The sequence below is a fragment of the Ralstonia sp. 24A2 genome (assembly GCF_051783885.1).
Taxonomy (GTDB): Bacteria; Pseudomonadota; Gammaproteobacteria; order Burkholderiales; family Burkholderiaceae; genus Ralstonia.
In genome coordinates this window covers 1,651,975-1,671,222 of record NZ_JBPVZD010000002.1, presented here as the reverse complement: position 1 = coordinate 1,671,222, position 19,248 = coordinate 1,651,975, and the positions used below count along the sequence as shown (strand labels likewise).

The 19,248-nt window shown below is 63.3% G+C and carries 13 protein-coding genes, 1 tRNA gene and 3 pseudogenes; 6 read left to right on the top strand and 11 right to left on the bottom strand.

The window, feature by feature from the left end; translation table 11 throughout:
* Position 1 precedes the first annotated feature (1 nt).
* The 6 genes and pseudogenes from parC to ACS13N_RS12740 all read right to left on the bottom strand — a co-directional run.
* A complete protein-coding gene (gene parC, locus ACS13N_RS12765; RefSeq protein ID WP_438931989.1) occupies positions 2-2,344 on the bottom strand; it encodes a DNA topoisomerase IV subunit A in 2,343 nt (780 codons plus the stop codon).
* A 56-nt stretch (positions 2,345-2,400) separates the two neighbouring features.
* Entirely contained in the window at positions 2,401-3,294 is an 894-nt protein-coding gene (locus tag ACS13N_RS12760; protein ID WP_438931988.1) for a lytic transglycosylase domain-containing protein, read from the bottom strand.
* 16 nt (positions 3,295-3,310) lie between these two features.
* Positions 3,311-5,296 (bottom strand): DNA topoisomerase IV subunit B, encoded by a 1,986-nt coding sequence (locus tag ACS13N_RS12755; RefSeq protein ID WP_438931987.1) that lies wholly within the window; start codon positions 5,294-5,296, stop codon positions 3,311-3,313.
* A 165-nt stretch (positions 5,297-5,461) separates the two neighbouring features.
* Positions 5,462-5,680: pseudogene (locus tag ACS13N_RS12750) on the bottom strand (ABC transporter ATP-binding protein); the annotation flags it as partial.
* A gap of 345 nt (positions 5,681-6,025) precedes the next feature.
* Positions 6,026-6,337 (bottom strand): annotated as a pseudogene (locus ACS13N_RS12745) (ATP-binding cassette domain-containing protein); the annotation flags it as partial.
* Positions 6,338-6,538: 201 nt separating this feature from the next.
* Positions 6,539-7,372, bottom strand: a pseudogene (locus ACS13N_RS12740) (ABC-F family ATP-binding cassette domain-containing protein); the annotation flags it as partial.
* Between the two features lie 175 nt (positions 7,373-7,547).
* Here ACS13N_RS12740 and ACS13N_RS12735 point away from each other — a divergent pair.
* Together ACS13N_RS12735 and ACS13N_RS12730 are read left to right on the top strand one after the other, a co-directional pair.
* On the top strand, positions 7,548-7,754 hold the full coding sequence (locus ACS13N_RS12735) for a hypothetical protein (protein ID WP_438931986.1): 207 nt from the start codon (positions 7,548-7,550) through the stop codon (positions 7,752-7,754).
* Between the two features lie 521 nt (positions 7,755-8,275).
* Positions 8,276-9,187: an amino acid ABC transporter substrate-binding protein gene (locus tag ACS13N_RS12730; protein WP_438931985.1), complete on the top strand. Its 912-nt coding sequence runs from the start codon at positions 8,276-8,278 to the stop codon at positions 9,185-9,187.
* A 56-nt stretch (positions 9,188-9,243) separates the two neighbouring features.
* Here the strand turns inward: ACS13N_RS12730 and ACS13N_RS12725 are convergent, their stop codons facing one another.
* Positions 9,244-10,206, bottom strand: a complete 963-nt coding sequence (locus tag ACS13N_RS12725; RefSeq protein ID WP_438931984.1) for a Kdo hydroxylase family protein — start codon at positions 10,204-10,206, stop codon at positions 9,244-9,246.
* Positions 10,207-10,352: 146 nt separating this feature from the next.
* Complete coding sequence (locus ACS13N_RS12720; RefSeq protein ID WP_438931983.1) at positions 10,353-10,580, bottom strand: hypothetical protein; 228 nt, start codon at positions 10,578-10,580, stop codon at positions 10,353-10,355.
* Positions 10,581-10,784: 204 nt separating this feature from the next.
* On the opposite strand from ACS13N_RS12720, the gene ACS13N_RS12715 reads away from it, so the two are divergent.
* The 3 genes from ACS13N_RS12715 (at position 10,785) to ACS13N_RS12705 (ending at position 13,674) form a co-directional block, all read left to right on the top strand.
* On the top strand, positions 10,785-12,197 hold the full coding sequence (locus ACS13N_RS12715; RefSeq protein WP_438931982.1) for a chloride channel protein: 1,413 nt from the start codon (positions 10,785-10,787) through the stop codon (positions 12,195-12,197).
* Positions 12,198-12,276: 79 nt separating this feature from the next.
* A tRNA-Arg gene (locus tag ACS13N_RS12710) sits at positions 12,277-12,351 on the top strand.
* Between the two features lie 39 nt (positions 12,352-12,390).
* A complete protein-coding gene (locus ACS13N_RS12705; protein ID WP_438931981.1) occupies positions 12,391-13,674 on the top strand; it encodes an acyltransferase family protein in 1,284 nt (427 codons plus the stop codon).
* Positions 13,675-14,009: 335 nt separating this feature from the next.
* Here the strand turns inward: ACS13N_RS12705 and ACS13N_RS12700 are convergent, their stop codons facing one another.
* Positions 14,010-14,198: a hypothetical protein gene (locus ACS13N_RS12700; protein WP_039596328.1), complete on the bottom strand. Its 189-nt coding sequence runs from the start codon at positions 14,196-14,198 to the stop codon at positions 14,010-14,012.
* A gap of 481 nt (positions 14,199-14,679) precedes the next feature.
* On the opposite strand from ACS13N_RS12700, the gene ACS13N_RS12695 reads away from it, so the two are divergent.
* Complete coding sequence (locus ACS13N_RS12695; protein WP_438931980.1) at positions 14,680-16,545, top strand: DEAD/DEAH box helicase; 1,866 nt, start codon at positions 14,680-14,682, stop codon at positions 16,543-16,545.
* Positions 16,546-16,612: 67 nt separating this feature from the next.
* Here ACS13N_RS12695 and ACS13N_RS12690 read toward each other — a convergent pair whose 3' ends face one another.
* Both ACS13N_RS12690 and egtD read right to left on the bottom strand, forming a co-directional pair.
* Positions 16,613-17,911 carry an SUMF1/EgtB/PvdO family nonheme iron enzyme gene (locus tag ACS13N_RS12690; protein WP_438931979.1) on the bottom strand — a complete coding sequence of 433 codons (1,299 nt, stop codon included), beginning with the start codon at positions 17,909-17,911 and terminating at the stop codon, positions 16,613-16,615.
* 74 nt (positions 17,912-17,985) lie between these two features.
* Entirely contained in the window at positions 17,986-19,032 is a 1,047-nt protein-coding gene (gene egtD / locus ACS13N_RS12685; RefSeq protein WP_438931978.1) for an L-histidine N(alpha)-methyltransferase, read from the bottom strand.
* Positions 19,033-19,248 lie beyond the last annotated feature (216 nt).

The following is a 19,248-nucleotide window of genomic DNA, read 5'->3' as shown; positions in this document are numbered from 1 at the left end:
ATCAAGCAGTTTCTGGCGCAGGCTTGGGCAACGACAGCTTCGGTTCGCGCAGCTTGGGCTCCAGCGTCTTGCCCTTGCGTGCGCGCTTGCCGGCGTACGCCTCTTGCGCGCGCGTCGTCATGGTCTGCTCGACCGCCTTGCCGCCACGCGGGCCGGTGCCCGAGAGCACGAAGCCGGCTGCACCGAAGGCCAGCGCCTGCAGCAGCGTTTCGTTCTTCTCCAGCTCCATCAGGATTACGCCGCGGCCACCGCTGGCGAGCGTCTTCAGCTCGCTGATCTGGAACAGCAGCATGCGCCCGCCTTCCGACAGGCAGGCCACGCCGTACGCATCTTCCGGCGCCGCAGCCGGCTTGTTGGGTTGGTCACCCTCATCCAGCGTCAGGAACGCCTTGCCGGCCTTCTGGCGGCCGACCATGTCGCCCACCTTGGCCATGAAGCCATTGCCGCCGCGCGTGGAGATCACGAGGTTCTGCTCGGCATGGCCCGCGAACGTGTGGGCGATATGCGTGCCCGGTGCCAACTCGATCAGCGTGGTCAGCGGCACACCGTCGCCACGGCCGCCCGGCAGGTTGGCCACGGCCACGGAATAGACGCGGCCCGTGCCCTTATCGTCGCGCGTGCCGAAGATCAGCAGCGCATCGGTCGTGCGGCACTCAAAGGTGTCGTACAGCGTGTCGCCCGCCTTGAAGCCGAACTGCGTGGCGTCGTGGCCATGGCCCTGACGCGTACGCACCCAGCCCTTCTGCGAGACGACCACCGTGACGGGCTCGTCGATGACCTTCACCTCGGCGGCGGCGCGGCGTTCTTCCTGGATGAGCGTGCGGCGATCGTCGCCGTATTGCTTCGCGTCGGTCTCGATCTCCTTGATGATGCGACGGCGCATCATGGTCTCGGACTTCAGCAGCACGTCCAGCTCGGACTGCTCTTCGCGCAGGTTCTTCAGTTCCTGCTCGATCTTGATGGCTTCCAGGCGTGCCAACTGACGCAGGCGAATTTCCAGGATGTCTTCCGCCTGGCGATCGCTCAGGTTGAAGGCCTGGATGAGCGCGGCCTTGGGCTCGTCGCTCTCGCGGATGATGCGAATCACGTCCTCGATGCGCAGCAGCACCATCTGCCGGCCTTCGAGGATGTGGATGCGGTCTTCCACCTTGCCCAGACGATGGCGCGTGCGGCGCGTGACCGTGGCAAAGCGGTAGCTGATCCATTCGCGCAGGATCTCGGCCAGGCCCTTCTGACGCGGCCGGCCATCCATGCCGATCATCACCAGGTTAATAGAGGCACCCTGCTCCAGGGACGTATGCGCCAGCAGCGAATTGGCAAACTCCTGCTGGTCGATGTTCTTGCTCTTAGGCTCGAACACCAGACGCACCGGCGCATCCTTGCCAGACTCGTCGCGCACCGCATCGAGCAGGCCGAGCATGGTCTGCTTCATGGTGAGCTGATCCGGCGACAGCGACTTCTTGCCGGTGCGCACCTTCGGGTTGGTCAGCTCTTCAATCTCTTCCAGCACCTTCTGCGACGAGGTGTTGGGCGGCAGTTCGTTGACCACCAGTTGCCACTGGCCGCGTGCGAGCTCTTCAATCTTCCAGCGCGCACGCACCTTCAGGCTGCCGCGGCCGGTCTCGTACACCTGGGCGATGTCCGCCGGCGACGAGATGATCTGACCGCCGCCTGGATAGTCCGGACCCGGCATGTACTGCATCAGGTCGGCGCTGGTGAGCTTGTCGTCGCGGATGAGCGCGACAGCGGCCGTGGCCACTTCGCGCAGGTTGTGCGACGGGATCTCCGTGGCCATGCCCACCGCGATGCCCGATGCGCCGTTGAGCAGCACGAACGGCAGGCGCGCCGGCAGCAGCTTCGGCTCGTCCATCGAGCCGTCGTAGTTCGGGATGAAGTCGACCGTGCCCTGGTCCAGCTCTTCGAGCAGCAGGCGCGAGATCGGCGTGAGGCGCGCTTCGGTGTATCGCATCGCCGCTGCGCCATCGCCGTCGCGCGAGCCGAAGTTGCCCTGGCCGTCGATCAGCGGGTAGCGCAGCGAGAAATCCTGCGCGAGGCGCACCAGCGCGTCGTAGGCGGATTGGTCACCGTGCGGGTGGAATTTACCCAGCACGTCGCCCACCACGCGGGCCGATTTGACGGGCTTGGCGTCAGAACGCAGACCCATCTCATGCATTGCAAACAGAATGCGGCGCTGCACCGGCTTCTGGCCGTCGGCCACCTCGGGCAGTGCGCGGCCCTTGACCACGCTGACGGCATAGTCGAGGTAAGCGCGCTCGGCATAGGCGCCAAGCGTGAGCGCTTCGGCCGGCTCGCTAGGGTCGAAGAGGATGTCTTGTTGTTCCATGGAAGTTCAAGCGAAGGCGGCGCGCATGCTGCAAGTGCATTGGCGCGCCGCCAGGATCAATGTTGTTGTGCGTTCGTGACCACGCCGGTGGCCGGGTCCAGTACCACTTCGATGCGCGCGGGCCGGCCAGTGCGACCGGGCTTGCGCGTGACCATGGCACCGTTGGCGCTCACGGTCATAAAGCCGCCCGCCCCGTTCATCTCAGCCATCGGGTTGTAGTAGCGGTAGAACTGCATCACCGTCTTCACGTAGTTCTGCGTCTCGGCATAGGGCGGGATGTCGTTGCCGTGCTTCTGCACGGCGCCCTCGCCCGCGTTGTAGGCGGCAAGCACGAGTTCAAGATTGCCGGAGAACATGCGCAGCAGATCGCTCAAATAGCGCACACCCGTGGTGATGTTGATCTTGGGGTCGGCCAGTTTCTGTGCAGCGGTGCGGCGTGCGTCTCCGGTCACGCCATAGCGTGCGCCCGTGTCGGGAATCACCTGCATCAGCCCGATCGCGCCCTTGGGCGACACGGCCTGCGGGTTGAAACCCGACTCGGCGGCTATCACGGCCTTCACGAATGCGGGGTCGATGCCGCGCTTGCTCGCTGCTTCGCGAATCAGCGGCTCGACCGTCGGCACGTTCGGGTGCTGCAGCACCGCGCGCACGAGGCGCTGGCGCATGCCACCAGCGTTGTCCAGCGCATCGCGCTTGCTGGCGGCAAGGTAGGCATCGGCGTCCGGCAACTCGGTGGCTGGCAGTGCGATGGCGTTATCGCTCTTGTCATCCGCTCCGCCGGCCACTGCCGCACCCTTCATGAAGAGCACGTAGCGGTCGTCCAGCCGTTCAGAGGCGAAGTGCGCGAGGCCGTTCTCGTCGATGTAGCCGTAAACGTCCGCGCGCGCCGGCTGGCTGGCCAACAGGGCCAGCGCCGTCAATGCAAATGCGAAACGCGAGAACAGCTTCATCGTTGTCGGTGGATTGTCAGATATCGGCTTCAACCTCGTTGCCGCGCGCTTCCAGCCACGTGCGGCGTGCGCCGGCTTCACCCTTGCCCATCAGCATGTTCATCATGTTGACGGTCTGCTCCTGGTCCAGCGCGCCCAATGCCACGGGCAGCAGGCGACGCGTGTCGGGGTTCATGGTGGTTTCCCAAAGCTGCTCGGCACTCATCTCGCCCAGGCCCTTGAAGCGGGAGATCTGCCAGGCGCCTTCCTTGACGCCGTCCTTGCGCAGCTTGTCTTCAATGGCTTCGAGCTCGCCGTCGTCCAGCGCGTAGAGCTTCTGCGCGGGCTTCTTGCCGCGCGCCGGCGCATCGACACGATACAGCGGCGGGCGGGCCACGCATACATTCCCGCGGTCGATCAGTTGCGGGAAGTGCTTGAAGAACAACGTGAGCAGCAACACCTGGATGTGCGCGCCATCCACGTCCGCGTCGGACAGGATGCAGATCTTGCCGTAGCGCAGGCCCGAGAGGTCAACCGTATCGGTCGGGCCATGCGGGTCCACGCCGATGGCGACCGCAATGTCGTGCACTTCGTTGTTGGCGAAGAGACGATCGCGCTCGGTTTCCCACGTGTTCAGCACCTTGCCGCGCAACGGCAGGATGGCCTGGAACTCCTTGTCACGGCCCATCTTGGCGGAACCGCCCGCGGAGTCGCCCTCCACCAGGAACAGTTCGTTGCGGGTGACGTCGTCGGATTCGCAATCGGTCAGCTTACCGGGCAGCACGGCCACGCCGGAGCCCTTCTTCTTCTCGACCTTCTGCGCCGCGCGGGTGCGGGCCTGCGCCTGCTTGATGACGAGTTCGGCCAGCTTCTTGCCGTGCTCGACATGCTGGTTCAGCCACAGCTCCAGCGCGGGGCGGCTGAAGGTGGAGACGAGCCGCACCGCATCGCGGCTGTTCAGGCGTTCCTTGATCTGGCCCTGGAACTGCGGGTCGAGCACCTTGGCCGACAGCACGAACGAGGCGCGCGCAAACACGTCTTCAGGCATCAGCTTGACGCCCTTGGGCTGCAGCGCGTGCATCTCAACAAAGCTCTTCACAGCCTGGAACAGGCCTTCCCGCAAACCGGATTCATGCGTACCGCCGGCCGGCGTCGGGATCAGGTTGACGTACGACTCGCGCACCGGCGAGCCCTCTTCCGTCCAGGCCACCACCCACGAGGCACCCTCGCCCAGCGCAAAGCCTTCTTCGCCGGGCTTGTCGGGGTCGGCAAAATGTTCGCCCTCGAACAGGGGGATCACCGGCTCAGCGCCGCTGCCCTGCGCGAGCGATTCCACCAGATAGCCGCGCAGGCCCTCGGCGTATTGCCACTCGATGGTCTCGCCGGACTTCTCCAGCGTGAGCGTGACCTTCACGCCCGGCAGCAGCACGGCCTTGCTTCGCAACAGGCGTTGCAGCTCGGCCTGCGGAATGTTCTCGGAATCGAAATACTTGGCGTCCGGCCATGCGCGCACGCGCGTGCCGCTCTTCTTCTCGCCGCGCTCGGCCTTGCGGGTGGCCAACGGCTCGATGACGTCGCCGCCGGAGAACGTGAGCGTCGACACATTGCCGTCACGCCAGACCGTCACTTCCAGTCGCGTCGACAGCGCGTTCGTGACCGACACGCCCACGCCGTGCAGGCCGCCGGAGAACGCATACGCGCCGCCACTGCCCTTGTCGAACTTACCGCCCGCGTGCAGGCGCGTGTAGACGATCTCGACCACCGACACACCCTCTTCCGGGTGGATGCCGACGGGAATGCCGCGCGCCTCGTCTTCCACGCTCACGCTGCCGTCCTTGTGCAGCGTTACGGCAATCAGCTTGCCGAAGCCACCCAACGCCTCGTCAGCGGCGTTGTCGATCACTTCCTGCACGATGTGCAGGGGATTGTCGGTGCGCGTGTACATGCCCGGCCGTTGCTTGACCGGTTCCAGGCCCTTGAGGACCTTGATCGACGATTCGCTGTATTGGGAGGTTTTGCTCATGGAAGGCGGAAAAACTGGCGGGCTCAGGGTCTGCCCTGAGCACCGGAATGCAGCGCGCATTGTAAAGGAAGCCGTCCTTAACAATGCGGAGGGATCGTCAGCATCGGGATGCGACGCACTGCCGACATCCCGCTGACATATTGACGGACTATTGCGGAATCGGAATCACACCGCACCGGCGCGCTTGCCTTCGAGTGCTTCCCAGCGCTCCAGCGCTTCCAGCAACTCCAGCTCGATCGCCTCATGGCGTTCGGCCAGCTTCTGGGCGCGCTCGGGGTCACGTCCGTAGATCGTACCGTCCTCCAGTTCGGCGTTGACCTGCTTCTGCTCGGTCTCCAGCGCTTCGATGGTGGCGGGCAGCGCTTCCAGCTCGCGTTGTTCCTTGTAGCTGAGCTTGACCGCGGCCCGCTCGCGCGGCTTGGCTGCCTCCGGTTTCTTCTCTTCGGCGACGGGCTTGGCAGCCTGCGCGATCTGCGCCGAGCGCGCCGATTGCATCTGCCAGTCCGAGAACCCGCCCACGTATTCACGCCAGCGGCCCTCGCCCTCGGCCGCAATCACCGAGGTGACGACGTTGTCGACAAAGGCGCGATCGTGCGAGACCAGGAACACCGTACCGCTGTATTCCTGCAGCAGCTCTTCCAGCAGCTCCAGCGTGTCGATGTCCAGATCGTTGGTCGGTTCGTCCAGCACCAGCACGTTGGCCGGGCGTGCGAACAGACGCGCCAGCAGCAGGCGGTTCCGCTCGCCGCCCGACAACGACGCCACCGGCGAGCGTGCCCGCTCGGGCGGGAAGAGGAAGTCGCCCAGGTAGCTCATCACGTGCTTGCGCTGGCCATTGACTTCGATCCAGTCGCTGCCGGGGCTGATGGTGTCGGCCAGCGAGCGGTTCAGGTCCAGCTGCGCGCGCATCTGGTCGAAATACGCCACCTGCAGGTTGGTACCGTTGCGCACCGAACCCGAATCGGGCGCGAGTTCGCCGAGGATCAGCTTGAGCAGTGTGGTCTTGCCGACACCGTTGGCGCCGAGAATGCCGACCTTGTCGCCGCGCATGATGGTGGCGGTGAAGTTATCGACCACGATCTTGTCGCCGTAGCGCTTGGTCACGTCGGTCAGCTCGGCAACGATCTTGCCGGAACGGTCGCCCTGCGAGACTTCGAGTTTGACGTTGCCCTGTACCTCACGGCGTGCCTGGCGCTCCACACGCATCTGCTCTAGGCGAGCGACGCGGCCAACGCTGCGCGTGCGGCGCGCCTCCACGCCCTTGCGAATCCACACTTCTTCCTGCGCGAGCAGCTTGTCGAAGCGGGCGTTTTCCAGCGCTTCGGCTTCCAACTGCTGCGCCTTGCGCTCCTGATACGCGGTGAAGTTGCCGGGGTACGAGCGCAGCTTGCCGCGATCCAGCTCGATGATGCGCGTGGCGACACGGTCGAGGAACGCGCGATCGTGCGTGATGAACAGCACGCTGCCGCGGAAAGCGAGCAGCAAGTCTTCCAGCCAGCGGATGGAATCGTAGTCGAGGTGGTTGGTCGGCTCGTCCAGCAACAGAATGTCGGGCGCGCCCACCAGCGCCTGCGCCAGCGCAACACGCTTGGTCAGCCCGCCCGAGAGCGAACCGATGCGCGCGGCCGGCTGCAGGCCGAGCTGGGCGATGGTCGTTTCCACACGCGTGTGCAGTTGCCAGGCATCTGCGGCGTCGAGCTGCGCTTGCAGGGCGTGCAGCTTATGCATCGCCTCGTCATCGTGCGCATCGCCCATGGAGGCGATCAGCGCCTCGTATTCAGCGAGCAGGCCGGCGGCGTGCGGCACGCCCAGCGCAACGGCTTCGGCCACCGTCTGATCAGGATCGAATACGGGCTCCTGCGGCACATAGGCTGAGGTGACGCCGCTCTGGCGGGCGATCAGGCCGTCGTCAGGCGCAGTCGTGCCTGCCACGATCTTGAGCAGCGACGACTTGCCGGTGCCGTTGCGGCCGATCAGGCCAACGCGCTCGCCAGCTTCCAGCGAGAAATCGGTGTGGTCGAGCAGCGCCACGTGGCCGAACGCCAGTTGCGCATCGGTAATGGAAAACAGGGCCATGCTGGAATGGAAAAGGATGCGGGCCGCGTGCGGCCGGAAGGCGCGTATTGTAGTCGGCCCGCGCGACAGCCATCCGGTGTCATTGCGCTTGCGCGCGTCGGTGCTATAACGCTTGTGCCGCCGGGCTCGCTTTTCCGGCTGCTTCCACCCACAACGTTAGCGAAGGGGAACACTGATGCGCGGACTGTTCGGCTTGTTGATCGCCCTGATCGTGGTAGGCATTCCGGTGCGGCAGGTCTTGCTGCGGACCGGCTTCTCGCAGTGGTGGACGCTGCTGGTGCTAGTACCGCTGGTGAACCTCGTGGCGCTGTGGATCTTTGCGTTCTCGAACTGGCCGCGGCAGTCGTCGCAGCCGGGCAATGTGTTGCCGAATCAAAGCTGAACCCGGCAACGCTGATACCGGGTGCGTCAAAGGTTCGCACCAAAGAAAACGGCCCGCTTTCGGCGGGCCGGAAGAGTCTCTCCTCGATGCCTTGCGAACAAGACATGGCCGGAGCATAGCGCCCCTTGTCCGTCTCGGGCAGTCAGGACAAACCCGGTAGGGAAAAACGCCGAGGTTACTCACAAATCCAAGCCCCGTGCGGATTTGCACTGCAACAACGCATGCCGCGTCAAGCGTGCGCACGCCCCACACCACAAGGGTGCGACGCACCAGTCGCGTGGCTGATGCAGTGCAAACTGCGCACGCTTGATGTGCGCCATGCACCACTGTCAGGCACGCACCCCGTCTCGCCTGCAAGCAGATTTCTAGAGCATGGAATCCAGTCTTGCGGCCTGCTTACAACAGCGCAAAAGTGCGGACCTGCAGGTTCGCTCGTCGCGCCGTATCATGCGGCAGGCTCTCCGGCCACAAGCCGGACATAACGATAAGGCGGGCCGCCATTCTTTCCGGGGGATACAACCATGCTGTGCTTCAAGCGCACGCTGCTGATCGCAGCGCTGCTTTCCGTTTCTCTGTCCATCTTTGCGCCAGGCACTGCTCTGGCCTCTGCCACACCCGTTCTCGACCGCATTCGTGACACCGGCACCGTTCGCGTTGCGCATCGCGAGAGTTCCGTACCCTTCTCGTTCTACGACGCGGACAAGAAACCCATCGGCTATGCGATGGATCTCTGCCTGCGCGTGGTCGACAAGCTGCGTACCGAACTCAAGCGCCCTGACCTGAAAGTCCAATACGTGATGGTGACCTCGTCTTCGCGTATCCCGACCATTGCCGAAGGCAAGGCTGATGTCGAATGCGGTTCGACCACCAACACGCGTGAGCGCCGTGAGAAAGTGGCCTTCACCATCCCGCACTACATCGCGGGCAGCCGGATGATCGTCAAGACATCGTCAGGCATCCGCAAATGGGACGACTTGCGCGGCAAAACGGTCGTCTCGACCAAGGGCACCACCAACATCACCGAGTTGCGCAAGGTGAACGACGCTCGCGTGCTGGGCATGAACATCATCGAAGCCAAGGACCACGGCGAGGCCTTCGCCATGGTCGAAGCCGGCAAGGCTGATGCCTTTGCAATGGACGACGTGCTGCTCTACGGCTTTCGTGCCAACGCCAAGAACCCGAGTGACTACGCCGTGGTCGGCGACATGCTGACGATCGAGCCGTACGCGATCATGCTCAGCAAGGACGACGCCGAATTCAAGCGGATGGTCGACCGCGCGATGACCAACATCATCCTCGACTACGAGGCTGAGAAGCTCTACAAGAAGTGGTTCCTGCAGCCGATTCCACCCAACGGCGCGAAGCTCGACATTCCGATGAGTTTCCTGCTACGCGATTCGTTCAAGTACCCCAGCGACAAGGTCGCCGACTGAACACCGTATTTGAACGTTCAACGCCGCCAAGCTTGGCGGCGTTTTTCTTTGTGCGACTAGCGCAGCGGCTTGCCGAGCAGGCGCGCGAGCACGGCTTCCGGCGAGTGCGTGCGATCGGCAATCGCAGCCGGGCCGAGGTAGAAGGTCTGCTCCATCATCGCGCGGCCACGCATGGCTGCATGCAGCGCCTGATCGCTGAAAACCACCCACGTCGCACCTGGCGCAAATTCGAAAGTCTGCTGTGGTGCGGTGCGCTGGTACTGGAGATCGGCTTTCGCCAAGTCATGCAGCTGCAGCATGCGATGGTCGTAATCCGAGCGCGGGCGCTTCGTGACATGCAGCTTGTGCATCAACCACGACTGGCCAGGCCGCATGCAACGCGTTTTCGGTACGAAACGCTTCGCGAAATCCGCGAACGGTTCACCAACGCGCCAGATGCGCGGCGCATCCGGATCAACGTTGTGGAACACACGCAGAAGGCGCTGGCCGTGCAAGGGGTTCGACGGAAAGGCATCGATATGCAGGCGTGTGTCGTCTTTGCGCCAGCTGACTGGCCGCCCAGCAATCTCGGCGGAGCGCAGCGAAGTGCCTGCGCGCTTGAGGTGTGGGCCGTAGTCGGGAAACAGCGTGAGCACCAGGCGCTCGGCGGCATCGGCATAGCGACGGATCAACGCGGAAAGATCGCGCAAGTCGACGGGAGCACCCACCGCGCCGCGCACGGTGGTTTCGTTGGCGCGCAGGTTGATGTTTTTCGTCTTGCCATCAGACCAGCGCGCATCGAGAAAGCGCTGCTCGCGCGGGCTTAGTGGAAAATCGAGGGCGGGAAAATGTAGAACGTTGCCGCGCTCCAGTGCAGCACGCATGGCGATCGTTTCGGTTGCGGTGACGGCGGGCGCCCATTCACGTACCGGCCAAGGCACCACCATGTCGATGGCGGGCGGTGCAACAGCGGTCAACTCCCCAACGCATTCTTCGCGGACCGGCTGCTGAGCCGGCGCAAACCCCTGCATACTTCCCATGAACGTATCGATCGCTTATACAAAATGATTCGCGAATGATAGGTCGCTCACCAACGCAGCGCATCGTCAGGAAACACAACGCTGCATGTCATACGGCACGTCACAAACGTGACGTGCCGGTCCACTGACGACAAGGGAAAGAGGCTTTACAGGAAGTGCTTGACGACCTGTTCTTCCAGGCCGACGAAGCGCACGAGCTGGCGCGAGCCGTCCGGGAACTGTTTGATGACGTGGCCGTCTGGGGTATCGGTATGACGAAAGTAGATCGGGCGATCGATCGTCCCAGGCCGTTGCTTCGGTAGCAGGGCATCCAGCGACGACTCCACCGTCCACGGATCGTCCCGTTCCTCGGATGTCAGCATGTTGGTCGCCAAGAGGTTTTTCCGATGAGGGATGAAGCATAACTTCCGTGAACAATCATGCAAAGTTCGTAATACTTAAATCTGATTCGGTGACCGATCGTTCGTTCGATTTAGCGTTTGCGTCACCACAATCGCCTCCGAATTGTGGGGCGTGGCCGACAGAACCCCCACCGTCATCAAGACTTCACGCAGTTCCGATAGCCCCGCAGCCCTCCCATGAGCGACACCCCTTCCCCACCCTCCTCCCCGCTTGCGGCCTTGCGTGAACGCCTGTTGCGCGCCTTTGATCGCAAACTGCGGCAAACCTCGCGCATGTCGCGCAACGGGCTGCGGTTTGCCATTTTTTTGGCCGGTGCGATGGGTGTAGCGGTGTTCTCGCTGGTGTTCTCGTGGGTGGCTGATACCGCGCTGGCGTGGCAACGCGCCCTGCATACGCACTACACGTGGGCGGCCTTCGTACTGTTGCCACCAGGGTTGGCAGCGCTGCGCTGGCTGACGTTGCGTGTGGCACCGCAAGCGCGCGGCAGCGGCATCCCACAAGTCATCGCCACGCAGCATCTGCCGCCGTTTGGGGTAGCGCAGACGACGCTGGTGTCCTTTCCGCAGGCGTTGTGGAAGATCGGGCTGACAGCGGCGGCACTGTTCCTGGGCGCATCCGTCGGGCGCGAGGGGCCATCCGTGCAGGTGGGTGCGGCAGCGATGCTGGCCTGGGGCTCTTGGTGGCAGCATCGCGCTGGCGTGCGCGTCGGTTTCCATGCACAGGCCCTGCTGACAGCCGGGGCGGCCGGTGGCTTGGCGGCGGCGTTCAACACGCCACTGGCCGGCGTGGTCTTTGCCATTGAAGAACTGGGCAAGGGCGCCTCCCTGCGGTGGGACCGCCTAGTATTGGCGGGCGTGCTGGCCTCGGGTTTCCTGTCGCTGGCCATCGTAGGCAACAACCCGTATTTCCAGGTGCACGAGCCCATCCTGTTCCTGCGCGAGGCCTGGCCGTGGATCGTGCTGGCCGCGCTGGTGTGCGGTGTATTCGGTGGACTGTTCGCCAAGCTGTTGCTGGGCGGTGTCACGGGGATCCTGCCTGCGGCCATCGGGCAGCGCGTTCAGCGGCATCCGGTGTGGACTGCGTTTGGCTGTGGCGTCGTCCTCGCATGCATTGGCGCCAGCACGCATGGCGACACCTATGGCACCGGCTACGAGCAGGTAGCCGCCCTGCTCAACGGCCATTCGATCGAAACGCACTGGTTTGGCGTGTCCAAGCTGGCCGCGACTGTGGCGTCGTACTTTGCAGGCATTCCGGGCGGCATCTTCACGCCATCGCTGGCGATCGGCGCGGGGCTGGGGCAGCACCTGTGGCAACTCACCGCCGGCCTGACCGACGAACGCGTGTTGGTGCTGGTATCGATGGCCGCCTTCCTGGCGGCAGCCACGCAGGCGCCCATCACCGCGAGCGTGATCGTCATGGAGATGACGCGCAGCCAGAACATGATGTTTCATTTACTCGCGGCGACCTTGCTGGCCTCGTTCGTGGCCCGGCAATTCTGCCCACGGCCGTTCTATCACGCAGCCTCGCGCAACTTCCGGCGTGAGGCACTGGCCGTTGAAGCGGCTTCCGAGAAGGCTGCAAAGGCCTAGGCAATCTGGCCTTGGCGAGGCAAATTGCGTAGAATCGCCGCTCGCTCGGGCGGCCTTTTGCGTCACCCGGGGCAGGTCACTCGCCGTAGCACAATGGATAGTGCACGCGCCTCCTAAGCGTGAGATACAGGTTCGATTCCTGTCGGCGGGACCACTTAATAGCGTGTGAGTGCGGAGCGTTTTCGGCCCGACCTTGATCTACGTTCCGGTGCATTTTGGTATTTGGGACCGCACCTGCGACGCATCAATCACCAGAGTCGCTCAAGCGAATGCGATATTCGCCAAGGGACATCACCGGATACACCCAAAGAGCACGAGGGTAGTGGCCTGGCTGCAGAATCTGGGGACTCACAAAGACGGCCGACCTCGCCTCTCAAGCCCTCGAATTGCCCAAGAAAGCTATACCGATATCGGCAAAAAAAACTCGGGTATGATGCGGAAAAAATTGAGACCCGAAATGCTCATTTCAATCCAAATTCTCCGTGCTTTGGCCGCCTGGATCGTTGTTGGCCACCATGTCACACAACTGCTTCCCCCTTTTCGAGACAACAGCCAGATAAGCCAGTTCTTTGTCCACTATGGCGCATATGGAGTTGATCTGTTCTTCGTGATCAGCGGGTTCGTTATCTATCTATCGAGCTCAAAATCACACGTAACACCGCGAGAGTTCTTACTGCATCGCATCGTTCGCGTCGTACCCGCCTATTGGATCTTCACTGCCCTTACCGCAATTGCCTTGTTTTTTGACAGTACGATCGTAGCGCTCACAACATTCGAGTGGCCATTTTTTATCCGCTGCCTGTTCTTTGTGCCTGCAATGAATCCTTCCGGCATAGGCCCGTACCCCCTGCTGACTGTTGGGTGGACACTGAACTATGAGATGGTCTTCTATGCGATCTATCTTCTCGCCATGTTCGCCCCGACAAAGCTGCGCACAGGGTGCGTGATTATCGGCGTGCTCATGCTCACCTTCCTGGTACCGAAACTGGGAGGTGCCTTTGCGTTTTACGGAGACGCGATTGTTCTTGAGTTCTTGCTGGGTGTATTGATAGGCGTGGCTTATAAGCAAGGGATATTGAAAAAAACCAATGCCGCCGCAGGTGCATTGCTGGTTCTTTTTGGCCTGGTTGTCATTGGCGAACACGGCGGCATCGGCCACAACTTTGCATGGATAGGCCTACCCTGCGCAATGATTGTCTTTGGCACCATCACACTCGAAAAGTATGCCGTCAAGGCACGCTTCGCCAAAAGTCTGGGAGACTGGTCTTACTCAACCTACCTGTGTCACGCGCTGATTCTGAGTCTCGCGTATCGCGCCTATCAAGTTCTAGAACTCCCACTCCTGACAACCCTCCTGCTCGCGATCGCAGCCATTGTCCTGGTATCCTGGCTGAGCTTTTCGTTAATCGAGAATAGGCTGGCAAAATCTGCCCGCAACTTTCTCAATCCAGAAAAAACTAGTGCATCGTTAGCCTAGACTTGTGGCAGCGTTTCAAACATGCCTTACTCAATAGTTTTCACCCACCTCCCCAACCGTTGCAGCCCGACGCCCTAAACACCTCAAAAGGTTACTTGTCTGAGCCAGAACGCTCGGAGCAAGCCTCCAGAAATTTAAGGCCACGAAGGAATATCGCAGTTTACCGAATCGAGAAAAGGTCAATCATCGCGTTAACTCTTGATTCCTGTCGGCGGGACCAGCGCATCGAAAAAAAACCAGGCAGACATCACCTGGCTTTTTGTTTTCCCGGCCTGAAAAACGACGAGGCCCGCCACAATCGGGCGGGCCTATGGCTGCGGATGGCCCCGGGCCATCTAGGTCAACACCGGCAGCGCTTCGAGCACGAGCAGCCCGATCAGCACCCCAATGATCGTCAGCAGCACGCGGATCCCTACCCGCGCACCTCGGATCGCCAGTGGCGCAGACACCAGTCCGATCACACCCGCCACGCAGACGGCGAGCAACAGGTATAGGTTGGAGAAGGCCATAGGGAATTCCATCATCCGCCCCTTGCCGACCGAGAATGGCCGGTGATCTGAGTATAGGACGCGCCCTCATTCCGGCAACCCGTTGTAATACAGCCCATGCATGCACTTTTTGCGCACTGCAAAAAATCGTGCTATAGTTCGAGGCTTGGCTGCTTACTGCCCTTTTGCGGTTGGCCGATGTGCTGGTTTCGACACCAGCGTCCATCGCTCAGAATTCCGCCCCGAAGCATGCGCAGCCGATTGCCATAGAGCTTGGCATCGTCTCCGATCTCCCGCGTGGATTCACATCACGCCGCAGGGACCGCCGCCCTACCTCGCTGATTGATTCAGCTTGTGGCCGGCCAACTCCCCCGCCTTGTCCGTTTTGCAGCCTCGTCTGTCGAACCGGCCTTATCCGATTGGCGCCGACGCCCGTAATTAACCGGTCGCCGTATCCCATTTCCGTCGTCTGCATCGTGTGATGTGGTCGGCGCGGCAGCCTTACTACCTATTCGACATGACGCAGCCTCAAGACGGCAGCGGCGCCATTGCGCACGCTGAAACCACCACTACCGATAACCTTATCGCCGACGCCGCTACCCGTGCCAGTGCTTTTGCTGAGCTGGGTCTGGACGAGCGCATCGTCCGCGCGCTGGGCGAAGTGAACTACACCACGCCGACGCCAGTGCAGGCGCAAGCCATTCCGGCCGCCCTGGCAGGCAGCGACCTGCTGGTCACGAGCCAGACCGGTTCGGGCAAGACCGCAGCCTTCATGCTGCCGGCCATCCAGCGCATCAGCGAGCAGCCCGAGCCGCAGCGCCCGCGCATGGACGGCCCGCCGCAACGCATGAAGGGCCGTCGCCCCCGCCCGGCCCCGGCCAAGCCGTCGCTGCTGGTGCTCACGCCCACGCGTGAACTCGCCCTGCAGGTGACGACCGCTGCTTCGCAGTACGGCCGCCACATGCGCCGCATCGTCTGCGCGAGCATCCTGGGCGGCATGCCCTACCCGAAGCAGCTCGACATGCTGGCCCGCATGCCGGACATCATCATCGCCACGCCGGGTCGCCTGCTGGATCACATCGATTCGGGCCGCATCGACCTGTCGGCGCTGAACATGCTGGTGTTCGATGAAGCCGACCGCATGCTCGACATGGGTTTCGCTGACGACATCGAAGCCATCGTCGGCGCCACGCCGGCCACGCGCCAGATGCTGATGTTCTCGGCCACCATGGACCGCCGCATCGAACAACTGGCCGAGCGCATGATGCGCGATCCGCAGCGTATCGAAATCGCTGCCGCCAAGGTTGACCAAAGCAACATCGAAGAGCGCCTGCACTTCACCGACGACGTCTCGCACAAGCAGCAACTGCTGGACCACCTGCTGCGCGATGCGTCGCTCAAGCAAGCGATCGTCTTTACCGCCACCAAGCGTGACGCCGACTCGCTGGCCGAGCGCCTGACCGAAACCGGTTTTGCCGCTGGCGCCCTGCACGGCGACATGCACCAAGGCGCGCGTAACCGCACGCTGACCGCACTGCGCCGTGGCCATCTGCGCATTCTGGTGGCCACCGACGTGGCTGCGCGCGGCATCGACGTGCCGGACATCACGCACGTAGTCAACTTCGACCTGCCTAAGCAAGCCGAAGACTACGTGCACCGTATCGGCCGTACGGGCCGTGCCGGCCGCAGCGGTATCGCCATCAACCTGGTGAACCACAACGACACGTTCCAATGGCGCCGCATCGAGCGCTTCGTGGATCGCCGCATTGACGCGAGCACGATCGAAGGCCTGGAACCCAAGCGCACGCCGAAGCCACGCACTGGCGGCTCGGGTGGCCCGCGCGGTGGTGACCGTGGCGGTTACCGCGGCAACAACGGCGGTGGCGGCTATCGCGGCAATCGCGAAGGCTACGGCGCACGCCAGGGCGGCAATGGTGGCAACAACGAAGGCCGCTTCCAGCGCAGCTTCGGCGGCGACCGTGATGGCTTCGCCCCGCGTCGCGACGATCGCAACGGCAATGGTGGCGGTGGCTACCAAGGCCAAGGCGGCCAGCGCGAGTGGAACCGCGACGACCGCGCTCCGCGCCAATCGTACGGCCAAGGCCAGCAAAACCGTGGCGACTGGCAACAGCGCCCGGCCCGTACGCAAGACGGCAACCGTGGCTTTGGCAACAGCAACGGCGGTGGCTACGGCAACCGTGACGGCAATCGCGAAGGCTATGGCAACCGCGAAGGTGCTCCGCGTCGCTTCGGCGACAACAACGGTGGTAGCCGTTTTGGTGACAGCAACGGCACCGGCGCTCCACGTCGCAGCTACGGCAATCGTGACGGCAACCGCGACAGCTACGGCAGCAAGGGCCGCTCGCGCGATTTCGATCGTTGATCGGCTAAGCGCATCGCCCCAATGAAAAAGGCCCCGCAAGGGGCCTTTTCTTTTGCCGGCACCAAACTCAAAGCGCGCAGGTTCGGAAGCCAACGAAGATATCATCACGCTCCGGCAGCAGGAATCCACGGAAGCGGGGATGATGCGCCCGTTGCGGCGTGTGGGCGGCTGCGCCTCGCACTGTTTGCATCGTCATGAAATGCGGAGCCGACAGGCCCGCAACCCGGCCGCGCGGCACACCCGGCACGAAATCCGGATACGGATCGAACGGTGATGCGGTCCATTCCCACACCTGCCCCCAGTGGAAGCCGGCACGGCCCTGCACGGCAGCCATTTCCCACTCATCTTCAGTCGGCAGGCGGCGGCCCGCCCAGCGGCACCATGCCTGCGCCTCGTACAGGCTCACGTGGCGCACAGGCTCGTCGCGATTGAGCGTACGGGCCTGACCGTAGCGCAACGCCTGCCACGTGCGCGTGGCAGGGTCACGCTGCCAACCGAGCGGCGCGGAACGCTCCTGCATCATCAGCCACTCCATGCCGGCAGGTGACCACCACTGCGGATGGTCGTAGCCGCGATCCTCAATGAACTCCAGGTACTGACCGTTGGTGACCGGTTGCGCGTCGATCTCAAACGCGGGCACGTAGGTGCGGTATGGCGGGCACTCGTTGTCGAAGAAGAACCCATCGGCATCGGGCCACCCCATCTGGAAGCGGCCACCGGGCAAGGACAGCGTCTGCGCTGCCGGTACAGCCACGGCCGCCAGCGGCGGTTGCCCAGCCGGTTGCAGGCCCAGCACCTGCAGCAAGCCATGCAGGTGTTCGGCGCGCAGATCTTCATGAAAGACGGCCCAGCGGAACGGTTCGAGCGCCGCATCGTCATCAGTGCCGAGCGTGGCCAGCTTGCGCAGCACGCGGTCGAGCACATCGTGCGCGTATTGCTTGACGGCGGCGATACCGGGCAACGTCAGTTCCCAGCACGCATCCGGCGGCAGGCGATCCATATCGAAGAAGCTGTCGGCGCCTTCGAGTGCGGCGGGCAGCGTGGCCTGCCAACGTGCGAGATCCCACTCGGTGCCGGCGCCGTCTTCGATGGTGTCGCTGCCGTTGCGGCGCGGCTCGCGCAGGCACCAGAACTCGGCAAACCAGGCGAGCTGACCCAGCGTCCACAGCGGCGGCGCGTGGTGTGGCACGCGTTCGATTTGCCAGCCGCGCTGCGTGTCGCCAAACGCGGCGAGCAGCGCCAGCGTGCGATTGCGCGCATCCACCAGGCTGTGCGCGATGCCCTGACGCGGCAGGCGGCGGCCGTCGGTCCAGTCGGAAAGCGATCCGATGAAGGTCGGATCGGGGAGCATGAAGAATTCAGCCATCGCGGCACACCTCGGGCGGCGTCTCAAGATCGAGAGCCATTATCGCACCGCCCGCCATCCCCTCCGGCCCTTGCCTAACGGCTGACGCTGGCGTGGCAGACGGCAAAGTCCTCGCCTGTGTCGGTCCAGGCATACAGGTCTTCAAAGCCTGCGTCGGCAAACAGGCGCTGCAGGCGTGGCAGATCGTATTTGACAGAGTTTTCGGTATGCAGGCGCTCGCCAGCAACGAACGCACGCACCTGGTTGCCCCAGCGGACCGTCACGTCGCAGCGGGCTTCGAGATGCATTTCGATGCGATGTGCGTCGGTGCGATACAGCGCGAGGTGGCGCCAATCCTGCACATCGAAGTTCGCGCCCAGCAGGCGATTCAGATTGCGCAGCACGTTCAGGTTGAACGCCGCCGTCACGCCGAGCGGATCGTCGTAGGCCGCTTCCAGGCGGCGCGCGTCCTTGATGAGGTCGATGCCAATGAGCACGCTGTCGCCGGGGGCGGAGGCTTCGCGCAGACGCGTGAGGAAGGCGCGTGCATCGTCCGGCGTGAAGTTGCCCAGGCTGGAGCCGGGATAGAACCACACGCGGCGCCCATCGCCCACGGCATCGGGCAATACGAGCGGCGCGCAAAGGTCAGCACCGATGCCCACCATGGGGAGCTTCGGATGCTGCCGCGCCAGGGCGCGCAGCGTGTCGCGCAGGAAATCCGCCGAGATGTCGATGGCCACGTAACGCGACGGCGCCAGCGTGCGGAACAGGCGCGCGGCCTTCTCGCAGTTGCCGGCGCCCAGGTCGATCAGCGTGGCACCGCGCCCGACGCGCAGGGCGATCTCGGCAGCGTGCAGGCTGAAAATGCCGGCTTCGGTGCGGGTCGGGTAGTACTCGGGTAGATCGGTGATCGCCTCAAACAGCCGGGAGCCGAGCGCGTCGTAGAAGAATTTGGGGCTCACGCTGGCGGCCGATGCCAGCAAACCGGCCTCTGCCTCGGCACGCAATGCGGCATCGTCCTCGGTAAAGAGCTGATAGAACGTCAGGCCCGCACCGATGGCGTCAACAGTCGGCTGCGGCTGGATCAGACGGGCCAGCGCGCGGCGGGCGTAGGCATCGGCGGATGGCTTGGTGGCCTGCATGGTGTCTCCCGTTGTGGGTGGAACGGCACGGTACGGCATGGTCATGAAGGCCGTTGGCAGCGAGAAATGTGCCACCGCCTCCGCACTCGGTTGGCTCTGGTCTGCACTGATGAAATTGCAGCGTAGACGCCGCTTCGTGACAACGCCACCGTTCTTTCACATGAGAGCACGGCAATGCTGTGTGGCACATCGCGTAAAAATCGCCAGCGCCGCTGA

Excerpts from the sequence above, each read along its gene's own strand:
- parC (WP_438931989.1), bottom strand. The coding sequence starts at position 2,344 with ATGGAACAACAAGACATCCTCTTCGACCCTAGCGAGCCGGCCGAAGCG.
- ACS13N_RS12760 (WP_438931988.1), bottom strand. The coding sequence starts at position 3,294 with ATGAAGCTGTTCTCGCGTTTCGCATTTGCATTGACGGCGCTGGCCCTG.
- ACS13N_RS12755 (WP_438931987.1), bottom strand. The coding sequence starts at position 5,296 with ATGAGCAAAACCTCCCAATACAGCGAATCGTCGATCAAGGTCCTCAAG.
- ACS13N_RS12735 (WP_438931986.1), top strand. The coding sequence starts at position 7,548 with ATGCGCGGACTGTTCGGCTTGTTGATCGCCCTGATCGTGGTAGGCATT.
- ACS13N_RS12730 (WP_438931985.1), top strand. The coding sequence starts at position 8,276 with ATGCTGTGCTTCAAGCGCACGCTGCTGATCGCAGCGCTGCTTTCCGTT.
- ACS13N_RS12725 (WP_438931984.1), bottom strand. The coding sequence starts at position 10,206 with ATGGGAAGTATGCAGGGGTTTGCGCCGGCTCAGCAGCCGGTCCGCGAA.
- ACS13N_RS12715 (WP_438931982.1), top strand. The coding sequence starts at position 10,785 with ATGAGCGACACCCCTTCCCCACCCTCCTCCCCGCTTGCGGCCTTGCGT.
- ACS13N_RS12700 (WP_039596328.1), bottom strand. The coding sequence starts at position 14,198 with ATGATGGAATTCCCTATGGCCTTCTCCAACCTATACCTGTTGCTCGCC.
- ACS13N_RS12695 (WP_438931980.1), top strand. The coding sequence starts at position 14,680 with ATGACGCAGCCTCAAGACGGCAGCGGCGCCATTGCGCACGCTGAAACC.
- ACS13N_RS12690 (WP_438931979.1), bottom strand. The coding sequence starts at position 17,911 with ATGGCTGAATTCTTCATGCTCCCCGATCCGACCTTCATCGGATCGCTT.
- egtD (WP_438931978.1), bottom strand. The coding sequence starts at position 19,032 with ATGCAGGCCACCAAGCCATCCGCCGATGCCTACGCCCGCCGCGCGCTG.